Source organism: Vibrio sp. Isolate30, assembly GCF_022397975.1.
GTDB classification, from domain to species: Bacteria; Pseudomonadota; Gammaproteobacteria; order Enterobacterales; family Vibrionaceae; genus Vibrio; species Vibrio fortis.
Window position 1 is genome coordinate 1 of record NZ_JAKEUS010000035.1, and the last position, 470, is coordinate 470.

The following is a 470-nucleotide window of genomic DNA, read 5'->3' on the forward strand; positions in this document are numbered from 1 at the left end:
TTTCCCAGAGATATTTCCCAGAGATAGCGGTCAATATCGATTTCGTTGGGGCTATAGCTCAGCTGGGAGAGCGCCTGCCTTGCACGCAGGAGGTCAGCAGTTCGATCCTGCTTAGCTCCACCATCTTTAAGCGCATTAGCGATAGTGCTTTTAAAAATGGTTTCATTAAGAAATCTGCTCTTTAACAATTTGGAAAGCTGACTGATTTAAATAACAAAGTTATTTAAATCAAATTAAAAGTTCTCAATGTTTATCCTTTGGATAAACACAACACAAACACATTCAAGTGTCTTGGCTTTTTGTCTTCACTTTTAAAAAGTGAAAATAAAGAGCAAAAATTGAGTCCGGCAAACACGTAATAAGAACTAACCCTTCTTATTACAACCAAAAACCTTGGTTAGTTGCCATACACTAAGACCCTTTCGGGTTGTATGGTTAAGTGACTAAGCGTACACGGTGGATGCCTTGGC

At 39.1% G+C, this 470-nt stretch carries 1 tRNA gene; it reads left to right on the plus strand.

Going from position 1 to position 470, the window contains the following annotated elements:
* Window positions 1-47 precede the first annotated feature (47 nt).
* Window positions 48-123 (plus strand) — tRNA-Ala (locus L1D60_RS23490).
* Window positions 124-470 lie beyond the last annotated feature (347 nt).